The organism is Pedobacter sp. 05L430 (assembly GCF_056397585.1).
Map to the genome: position 1 here is coordinate 1 of NZ_JBFTNT010000148.1, position 9,755 is coordinate 9,755.

The window sequence follows — 9,755 nt, forward strand, 5'->3', positions numbered from 1 at the left end:
ACATAAGTCCAATAAATGAGCCCCAATGGGATTGGTTAAAGCAATCTAATCAGGAAGGCAGTCCATGGACAAATGAGGAAATGTATCAAACCATTAAATCTTTAAATATCAGTTTACAGAAGCAAAAGCTTAGTACAAAAATCCTGACCACCGAAGCCGGTCAGCTTGATTTTTTGTATGCTGACAAGGGACGGACATCACGCCAGATAGACAGCTTCTGGAATCCAAAAAGCCCTTTATACATAGGCGGTTTTAGCAATAGTACAAAGTTTGTTGAAGGCCATGGATATTTTACAGAAAACGGCGACAGTACGCTAATAAACACAAGAAGATCTTTAAGAGATACTTTAAAGAAATATAATGGTCTGGAATATTGGCAATCAGAATACTCTATGCTTGGTAATGGTTATAAAGATAAAATCGAAGGCAAGCCAAGCGAGATGGATCATGCATTATTCCTTGCAAAGGTAATTAATCATGATTTTACCGTAGGGGATGCATCTGCCTGGCATTTCTGGAATGCATACGAGCCCGGGAATCCGTTAAATCCACGTTACTTTCTTATCGCATTAAATCCGCAAAGAGCAAGCAAACCTGAAAACAAGTACACCATTACTAAAAATCTGTGGGCCTTAGGACATTACAGTCTTTTTATCCGCCCTGGTATGGTTCGTATAGAAACACAAAGAAGCGACAGCTTAAATGACATGGAGGTTGCCCAGCAGGTAATGGTTTCTGCATTTAAAGACCCGAATGGAAAAAGTCTTGTAATAAATGTAATTAACTACACAAGTGAAACTAAAAAAACTGATTTTGTATTGAAAGGGCTACTTAAAGGACAGGCCTTAAAGCTTAAAAAGCATTATATAACCTCTGAAAAGCAGGATGACAATATTCGCCCTTATCCAATTGGAGATACTGCCCTACCACCGCGTTCTATAAGCACCTTTATATTTTCTGCTCTTTAAATAATATTAAGCGCAAAAAGAGGGAGCCTGATATTTTCAGGCTCCCTCTTTTATATTTTTTTATTTCTAGCAGTACTGCTCAAAAGCACCAATAAGGCTATCGGCAATCATTTGCGCCGGACGGCCTTCTATTTGATGACGCTCTATCATATGAACTAATTTACCATCTTTAAATAAAGCCATTGAAGGTGATGATGGAGGAAAAGGCAACATATAACCTCTAGCTCTGTCAACCGCTTCTTTTTCCATACCAGCAAAAACCGTTACCAATTTTGTAGGGTGTTTTTCATTTGCTGCAGCTAATTTTGCTGCCGGACGCGCGTTTGCAGCTGCACAACCACATACCGAGTTCACTACTACAAACACAGTTCCTTCGCTTGTAATGGCGCTATCAACTGCTTCAGCAGTTTTTAATTCTTCAAAACCTACGGTTGTAAGTTCAGCACGCATTGGTTCAACTAAATATTCTGGATACATATGCTTAATATTTTTATAAATTTTCTTTTTGAGTATACAAAGGTACTGTACCTGTAACTAGCATCAAAGCATTGGCGATAAGACCAATATAGTTTTGACCTTTAAATTACTTTGTATAAATCAAAAACAAGCGCTCTCCTCTGTTATATCATCATTTCTTAGCCTTGGCCTTCTTTCCAAACTGTCTTGGATAGTAGGAAATTGTGGTCATAAAATATTGTGTCAATACATTTTGCCTACCTATGGTAAAACTATTGGCATCACCATAGTTAATTACGCTGGTGTTCTGCCTTAATAAATCGAGGGCCGCGAATTTGACCTCAGCATTATTACCTTTAAGGAAGCGACAAACCAGGTTCGCATTCCAGATGGTGTAAACAATGTTTTTAGAATTCGATGAAGAACTGTTGTTGTTACTGATATTGCTATTCAACGTCAACTTCTTGGTGATGTTATAGCTGGCCGTCAATGTGGTGCCAACGTTCTTTCCGCTATATTGGGTGTTAAAGGCCTCTTGTTTGGATTTGTAGGTAGACCACGATTGGCTAAGCGCCACCGCCAAATAACTCTTATACGTATAATTAACACTACCGCTATAATACGTATTTAAATTACTCGAATAAGTAAATACACTATTGGTATACCCAGGGTTTATAGCTGTATTGAAGTTTCCATATAAATTAAACTGAAATTCCGATGTTTTAAGCTTTAAAGCCTTCCTGATACCCGCTTCGCCATTTAAATATTTATTCCCATCTGCATTGACCAAATAGACCGTCCGCCTGTTCTGCTCGTCAATCAAAAGACTGTCTACAATATTGTTAGCAATCAACCCTGCCCTTAGTGTGAAGTTGTAATTAAGCGTATTTTTACTATGTTGATCATCGCTGTAAAAGCTGAATGACAATTCACGCTGTACCGATTCTTTCAGGTTAATATTGCCTCTTCTAAGATTGTATACGTCGGTGCTGTCGGTTAGTGGAGCAAGCTGATTGATATTAGGTATCTTCAAAGTTGTTCTGTACTCAAGAGAGTAGTTCCTCGAGGTTTCCCCATATTGATTATTGTAAAAACTAATCTCTACGTCAGGGGCAAACTGGCTGTAGTTGCGTTTTAAGTTTTGGAAAGACCTGTCAGATTTATTATCCTGACTAATTAATAGCTCTTTAGGATGAAACGTGAGGGACAAGGACTTGTAATAACGGTTAGACATACTTTTCGAGAAAGATCTTCTTATTCTCAACCCAGGTGTTTCCTCAATAACATTCGTAGTTATTTGATTATTTAAATAGGCGTTAGTCCGGTATACGTTATTTATGGTATCCAAATCCTGCACCCTGTTATTATTTTTATCAGAGTTCAGCAGTAACCTGTTCGTTAAATCAAAGCTCATACGTGAGTATTTTTTGTTTCCAAAAATCAGCCCCTTTAGATCCTGTATAGTTAAATTGAGTTCCTGTCTGAACCCTTCCGCAAGGGTGTTGTACTTTCTGTTAAATTTCTGATTAGCTGCAGTACCAGTAAATGATTTAAACTCAGTCAGGTTCAGGCGGTCGCTTTCATTATTGTAGGTATTCAAATTATAGTTGGCCTCGAAACCCCTAAACCGCGTTGTTTGTGTAATGATATATGGAGAATACCTGTACTGACCACCAAACCTAAAACTCTTATTGTTGTAATTTCCGGTATTCATTGAATTATTTGTACTGGTTAGCACATCCTGCAAATTAGTAGCCGTACGAAAAGTCTGATCTACATTATCACCCTGATTAAAGTTTACTTCCTGGGAGAAATTCAAATTATGCCCCTTTTTAGTATACTCGTAATTCGAATCAAATCGCTGCGTGGTATTAGAAGATTGATTGTTGGTAATGCTGTTGTCAATCACCTTATCCGTACTGTTAACAGAGGTAGTTGTCTTAGCATCAGCTAGGTAATTGGTATTCTTGTCTTGTAAAAAGTAATTAGATTTTAAGGTGTTTTTTAACTCCCACGTGGGCTTTTCTATAAAATTGTAGGTAAAGTTTGCCCCGAGTGCACTGGGGCGTGTTATCCCTTCAGCCCTAAAATCAGGCTGATATTCTACATTGGTACCAACCCCCTTAAACGTACTGTTAGATTGGAGATCGCGCGTATTATCCGCAATCTTGTTAATATTGTTTATGGCGCCAACAACGGCAAGTTGCATTTTGGGCGTAAACATATTGATACTGGCGTCCGTTTCAAAACGCTTATCTGTTCCATAACCTGCGCCAATCTTACCAAAAAAACCAACATCCTTGCCTTTTTTTAGTTTAATGTTCATCTCCAGCGTAGAATCTGCAGGATTGGTACTTTGCTGACTCCTTGATTTGTTGTACACCTGTATTTTCTGGACCGCATTTTTAGCCAGATTTTGTGTAGCCTGCTTCATATCACCACCAAAAAAGGACTTTCCATTTACCAATAAGCTTTTAACCTCTTTACCGTTTACCGTAATCTGTCCGTCTCCCCACAAGGTGATGTTGGGTATCTGCCTAAGCAAATCCTCAACCACAGCATTACTATCTAATTTAAAAGCCGCAGCATTAAACTCTAACGTATCACCATTCATACTAATCGGTGGCACGGTGATCACTACATCGTCAAGCGTGATGTCCCTGCGGTTGGCAACAATGGTCTGGAGGTCAATGGTATTCTTACCCGAAGGTATCGTAAATGTCTTTCTGGAAGTATAGTAACCTACATTGTTAATATCCAGTCTTAGAAGAACATTTACAGGCAGGTTTTTAAAGCTAAATTCCCCATAATTATTGGTTACCTGGTAGCTTAACAAGGTGCTATCGGCCGATTTATAGATAGATACGGTAGCAGATTTTAGCACATAGTTCTGTGCCGTATCTCTCACAATACCCTTTGCAGTTCCTGGATTTACAGTGGTAGCTTGCTGTGCATTAAGCGTAAAGCAGGCAATACTGAGCAGAAATGCCAGCGTTATGGTATTTAATTTGAACATGGAGCGTTAGAATTTTTTTGGTTTAAGCTGAATAATTATGGGATTACTTTTCTTGTTTTGTGTTTTAAAGTACTCTGTTAAAGCAGCATTATACTTCCTGTTTTTATCTTCATTCTGTTCTTTAGCGGTAAAGAGCGTTAGAGAAGAATAGCTGGTGTAAAAACATTCAGGAGTAACGATATGAAAGCCTTTGTTTGTAAAATCATATTGAGATGCCAAATCCGTAATCGGCAAAAACTGAGAGGTAGAATCAGGCTCTATATCTGCAATAGATGTCAATTCAGTTGTTTTTAAGTTATATATAAAAGCTTTTTTCTCATCCCGGCTCCAATTCCAGTTCCTAACCTGGAAATACAGGTTATTAAAATGCAGGTAACTGTTAGCCAAATCATAAAAAACATCCCTGTTTTTCTCATAATAATCATAACCCTTCCCTTTATAGATTGGGTTGGTATCATAATCCATAGGAAGAGAGTTTGAGGCCGGAAACAAGATCCTATAAGCCAAAGAAAGCTTTTTAGCCGTTAATTTGTAAATGTTATAATAGAAGTTCTTTACAAAAAGATACTCATCCGGATTACCATAATCATATACACGGCCACCATGCCAGCGCTCATCGCCCTTGTGGTCAGCCGTTCGGTAAGGGAAATAACTTTCTACCCTCTTGCCATCCTTCAAAATGCTTACGTTATAGTAGATGCTGTCTTTACCACTTTCCTCCAGAAAAGCCTGGTCTATAATCGTACCATCACTAAATTTCTTATAATTGGTATAGTCTTTCTGTTTATCCTTAACAATAGGTACTTTCTTTACCAGCTTGGCAGTTAAATCAAAATAGTAAATTTGTTTACCTGACGAAATCTCAATCAGCACTTGACCATCTTCCTTTTTAATATTAAAGCCATAGAAACTCTGATCTTTAACTTTAGGATCTTTCTCTATTTTATTGGCATTGATCTTCGCAACATATTTTCCCGCTTTAGTAAAAATCAATACTGCTTTGGTTTCCCAATCGTAAATAACATAATTGTCGCCGGCGATTTTCAGTGAATTTATAGAACCAAACAGACTTTCCTTAGTGGTTTCTAACGGGGTAAAGATAACTTCATCGAAGAACTGAGATACAGCCGCACCGCGTGCGCTGTTGGGGTCAATCCTGAGCGTCACCATTCCTGTGCTATCAATTTTGCTTGCTTGAGCCACAGCATGGCCATAGGAGAAAATGCAGATTATTAAACTGCTGAGAGCGAATTTTAACATAAAGGCGTCATTTGGTTCCTTAAATATATTAATTTTCAGGAGACAAATGATTCTATGTGAAGCTCGGCCTTTATTTTTAACAATAATTAACGTTTAGACAAAACACGTCTTACTCTACAAAAGGAACGCTGTTTGCTCTGTGTTTCTGTTCGATGATACTTCGTCCCCATACTTAGAAAAAAAGGTGCTTTTACCGAACAATCGGGCTCTTTAATGCCGATTTATCTAATACGAAACATCGTATCAAATAGACCAGAACGAGTTGAATTGATCCATTCCTTTTTTGTTGCAATAAATAAACATAAATAGTCGTAAATTTGCAGGCTGTATATTAGAAACTTAATAAATAAACATATGTCATCAGTAGAGACAACTTACGTTCCTTACAAAGTTAAGGACATTTCACTGGCAGAATGGGGCCGCAAAGAGATTGAACTGGCAGAAGCAGAAATGCCTGGTTTAATGTCATTACGCGAAGAATTTGGTCCTTCTCAACCATTAAAAGGCGCACGCATTGCAGGCTGCCTTCACATGACCATCCAAACTGCAGTTTTAATTGAAACACTAGTTGCGTTAGGTGCTGAAGTTACCTGGTCATCTTGTAATATATTTTCTACTCAGGATCACGCTGCTGCTGCTATTGCTGCAGCTGGTATTCAGGTATATGCCTGGAAAGGTTTAGATGAAGCTAGCTTTGACTGGTGCATCGAGCAAACTTTACATTTCGGCCCTGAGCGTCAGCCGTTAAACATGATCTTAGATGATGGTGGCGACTTAACCAATATGGTTTTCGATAAATTCCCGGAGCTTATCGCTAACATCAAAGGTTTATCTGAAGAAACTACTACCGGTGTTCACCGCTTATACGAGCGTATGAAAAACGGAACATTGCATTTACCTGCAATCAATGTAAACGACTCAGTTACCAAATCTAAATTTGACAACAAATACGGTTGTCGTGAATCATTAGTAGATGCGATCCGTCGTGCTACTGATATCATGATGGCTGGTAAAGTAGCTGTTGTTGCTGGTTACGGTGATGTTGGTAAAGGTTCAGCTGAATCTTTAAGCTCACAAGGTGTACGTGTAATCGTTTCTGAAATTGACCCGATCTGTGCTTTACAAGCTGCAATGGAAGGCTATGAAGTTAAGAAATTTGCTACCGCAGTTAAAGAAGCTGATATTATTGTAACTACAACCGGTAACTGCGATATCGTTCGTGCTGAGCATTTCAAAAGCATGAAAGATAAAGCGATCGTTTGTAACATTGGTCACTTTGATAATGAAATTGATGTTGCCTGGTTAAACAAAAACTATGGTGCTACTAAAGTAGAGATCAAACCTCAGGTTGATAAATATACTATTGACGGAAAAGACATCATCCTATTGGCCGAAGGTCGTTTGGTAAATTTAGGCTGTGCAACTGGTCACCCAAGTTTTGTAATGTCTAACTCATTCACTAACCAAACTTTGGCTCAATTAGAATTGTGGACCAATACAGATCAATATGAGAACAAAGTTTATGTGTTACCTAAGCATTTGGACGAAAAAGTAGCTCGTTTACACCTGGCTAAAATTGGTGTTGAACTTGATGTTTTAGATGCACATCAGGCAGAATACATTGGTGTTCCGGTTGAAGGTCCATTTAAACCAGATACTTACAGATACTAATCACTCGGATAGATATAAAAAGAGGGAAATTACTAATGTAATTTCCCTCTTTTTGTTATCAGGCATATCCATTATTTCTGTTGAAACTCATCCTCAACACTTTCTCTTAAATCGTACATTATCCATTGTTTGCCTTGAATGTCTTTTTGCTTATTCTTAAGGAGTTTAATAAAATCCTGAACCCCCAGTGGTTCATTTCCATTTCCATGAATTAGAACTATACTCCCTGAGTTGGCTGGCTGACCTTTTGCAAGCCATGCATCACTCCCAACAGGAATAACCCCATAAGAAAGCACACGTTTTACTACTTCTGTATCTGATACAAGACCCGGAAAACGGAAGAAAACAGATGGCAACATCCCGTGTTGTAACATAGCCAGTTCGGTTCCTAATACTTCGAAATTCAAATCTGTGCCCGGCTCCAATAAAAAATTAGTTTTAAGGGGTGCTTTAGAACTTACATGATGATTGTAAGAATGGTTTATCCATGTAACCTTTATATAGTTGGATTTTTCCAGCTCTTTAAGCCAATTTAAATCGTTGGCATGGGTAAGCATCCATCGGCCGGTAATTGATATTGCAATTGGCACCGGTTTCTCTGTTTTCTGAAATTCTGAAATGAGTGAGGTAAAGATTATTCTATCTAGAACTTTATGCGAAGGGCACAGATCAATTGTTAACGTTATTCCTTTTTCTTTTTGGAAACCATGAATAATTCCTGCATCCTGCAAGCTATTAGATAGTTGCCTTGCCGACGACATTGCCTTAGAATATGCTGAATTTTCAAAATAAATAAGTGCTTGGTCTAACGCCATTTCTTTCACAATTACTCCGGCAGCCGGAATTATTGATGTAGTTAGTTCAGCAGGATTAACCGCTAAATAAGAAGCAGTTCCTGAGGTTTTGAATTTCCGAAGTATCAGTAATTCCTTATTGTTATACTTAGTAATTGCAAAATATTTATTATACCCCTCAATACTAACCTGAGCCGAACAAGGAATAGCTAAGACCATTAATAGATACAAAATCGTCTTCACACACTTATTTCATTTAATTTTTAACCTGAACAGTGCTTGCATTGCCGTCCCTTATTGCCTGATAATGAGGAGACATAATCTCTACTCCCGCTTTATCAAATGCTTCATGAATATTCTTATGCATCTCTGAATAGATAACAGCCATAATGCCCGGATTACTGATGTAGGCATTTAGCTGATAAGACACGTACCAATCATCAAGACTTGTTTGCAGCACAAAAGGAGCTCTATCCTTAATTACGCCTTCGGTTGCAAGTGCAGCATTAATCAGCAGTTCATGAATTTTTGTCCATGGAATATCATAGCCTAAAGTAAGCGTGCTATGGATAATCAATCCTTCGTTAACAGACATGCTGGTATAATTCACAGTGTTCCCATTTAAGATGGCACTATTAGGAATGGTAATGATTTCGTTTTTGATTGTTCTGACACGGGTAACTAATAATGATTTCTCTAAAACAGCGCCGGTAGTATCTCCAATTTTAACAACGTCTCCAATTCTAAAAGGACGCATATAAGTAATCACCATGCCAGCCACGCCATTACTAATGGCCGATGATGATCCAAAGGAAATCAGTATCCCCAAAAACACAGATACTCCTTTAAATATGGCCAGATCCGACCCCGGAATATAGGGCCATATCATCACTATCATAAAGGCGTTTAATAAAATCTTAACAATATTAAATGTAGGTTTTGCCCAGTCAGGATAAAAACCGCTAACCTTTAGCCTTTCAGTCTCGACCTCGTAAGCTAAAAACTTAATTGCCTTTTTCACATAATGGAATACCCCAACTATAACAGCTATAGTAATCAGTTTTGGTACAAAGTCAATTAAAGCACTAAATATGTTCTTTAGTGGGTTCAGCACAAAGCTAATCAGACTATCGCTCCAGGGTTTTGTCCATGGAAAGAGCCTAAAAATAACTGGGAGGGTAAGATAGATCAGCAAAAGGATGACAAAGATTTTAATTAAGTTCAGGAACTTGCTTATTAATATCAGCTCCCTTCTTCTGTCGATCAACTCATAATCCTTAATTTTCAAATGCCCAATTCTTTCATGCAATTTGAAACTCAACCAGCTGTTAAACCTGTTAGAGTATTTATTTAAAAAAAATATACATACGCCTAATACAACAATGATCAGCAGCCCCAATCCCGCTCGCTTTAAAAGTTCTGATACGTTGGTTTCCTTCCTRTAATTATTGATATTATTTATAATAATTTCCTGATAAGCTTTAGCCATAACCTCTTTATCCATCTTCACGGAATCTGCGTCAGCTTTTGATAAGCTTAATAAAATATCGCCTTTATAAACAATTCCTACAAGGGTAGAATCATCAACTG

At 38.0% G+C, this 9,755-nt stretch carries 7 protein-coding genes; 2 read left to right on the top strand and 5 right to left on the bottom strand.

Annotation, left to right across the window (positions count from 1 at the left end):
* Positions 1-968 (top strand): glycoside hydrolase (locus AC1DG9_RS17260; protein WP_477634953.1); only part of this gene is annotated, 968 nt, incomplete at its 5' end.
* A gap of 66 nt (positions 969-1,034) precedes the next feature.
* Here the strand turns inward: AC1DG9_RS17260 and AC1DG9_RS17265 are convergent.
* The 3 genes from AC1DG9_RS17265 to AC1DG9_RS17275 all read right to left on the bottom strand — a co-directional run bounded on the left by AC1DG9_RS17265 (position 1,035) and on the right by AC1DG9_RS17275 (position 5,700).
* Positions 1,035-1,445, bottom strand: coding sequence for a BrxA/BrxB family bacilliredoxin (locus tag AC1DG9_RS17265; RefSeq protein ID WP_172659350.1), 411 nt, complete (start codon positions 1,443-1,445; stop codon positions 1,035-1,037).
* 151 nt (positions 1,446-1,596) lie between these two features.
* On the bottom strand, positions 1,597-4,440 hold the full coding sequence (locus AC1DG9_RS17270) for a porin family protein (protein WP_288882555.1): 2,844 nt from the start codon (positions 4,438-4,440) through the stop codon (positions 1,597-1,599).
* 6 nt (positions 4,441-4,446) lie between these two features.
* Complete coding sequence (locus tag AC1DG9_RS17275) at positions 4,447-5,700, bottom strand: 6-bladed beta-propeller (protein WP_172659348.1); 1,254 nt, start codon at positions 5,698-5,700, stop codon at positions 4,447-4,449.
* Between the two features lie 354 nt (positions 5,701-6,054).
* Between AC1DG9_RS17275 and ahcY the strand changes: the two genes are divergently transcribed.
* Entirely contained in the window at positions 6,055-7,371 is a 1,317-nt protein-coding gene (gene ahcY, locus AC1DG9_RS17280) for an adenosylhomocysteinase (protein WP_172659347.1), read from the top strand.
* 71 nt (positions 7,372-7,442) lie between these two features.
* On the opposite strand, the gene AC1DG9_RS17285 is transcribed toward ahcY, so the two are convergent.
* Both AC1DG9_RS17285 and AC1DG9_RS17290 read right to left on the bottom strand, forming a co-directional pair.
* Positions 7,443-8,408 (bottom strand): polysaccharide deacetylase family protein, encoded by a 966-nt coding sequence (locus AC1DG9_RS17285; RefSeq protein ID WP_172659346.1) that lies wholly within the window; start codon positions 8,406-8,408, stop codon positions 7,443-7,445.
* A 13-nt stretch (positions 8,409-8,421) separates the two neighbouring features.
* Positions 8,422-9,755 (bottom strand): mechanosensitive ion channel family protein (locus tag AC1DG9_RS17290; protein WP_477634954.1); only part of this gene is annotated, 1,334 nt, incomplete at its 5' end.

Coding starts and splice junctions, on each gene's coding strand:
- AC1DG9_RS17265 (WP_172659350.1), bottom strand. CDS start 1,445: ATGTATCCAGAATATTTAGTTGAACCAATGCGTGCTGAACTTACAACC.
- AC1DG9_RS17270 (WP_288882555.1), bottom strand. CDS start 4,440: ATGTTCAAATTAAATACCATAACGCTGGCATTTCTGCTCAGTATTGCC.
- AC1DG9_RS17275 (WP_172659348.1), bottom strand. CDS start 5,700: ATGTTAAAATTCGCTCTCAGCAGTTTAATAATCTGCATTTTCTCCTAT.
- ahcY (WP_172659347.1), top strand. CDS start 6,055: ATGTCATCAGTAGAGACAACTTACGTTCCTTACAAAGTTAAGGACATT.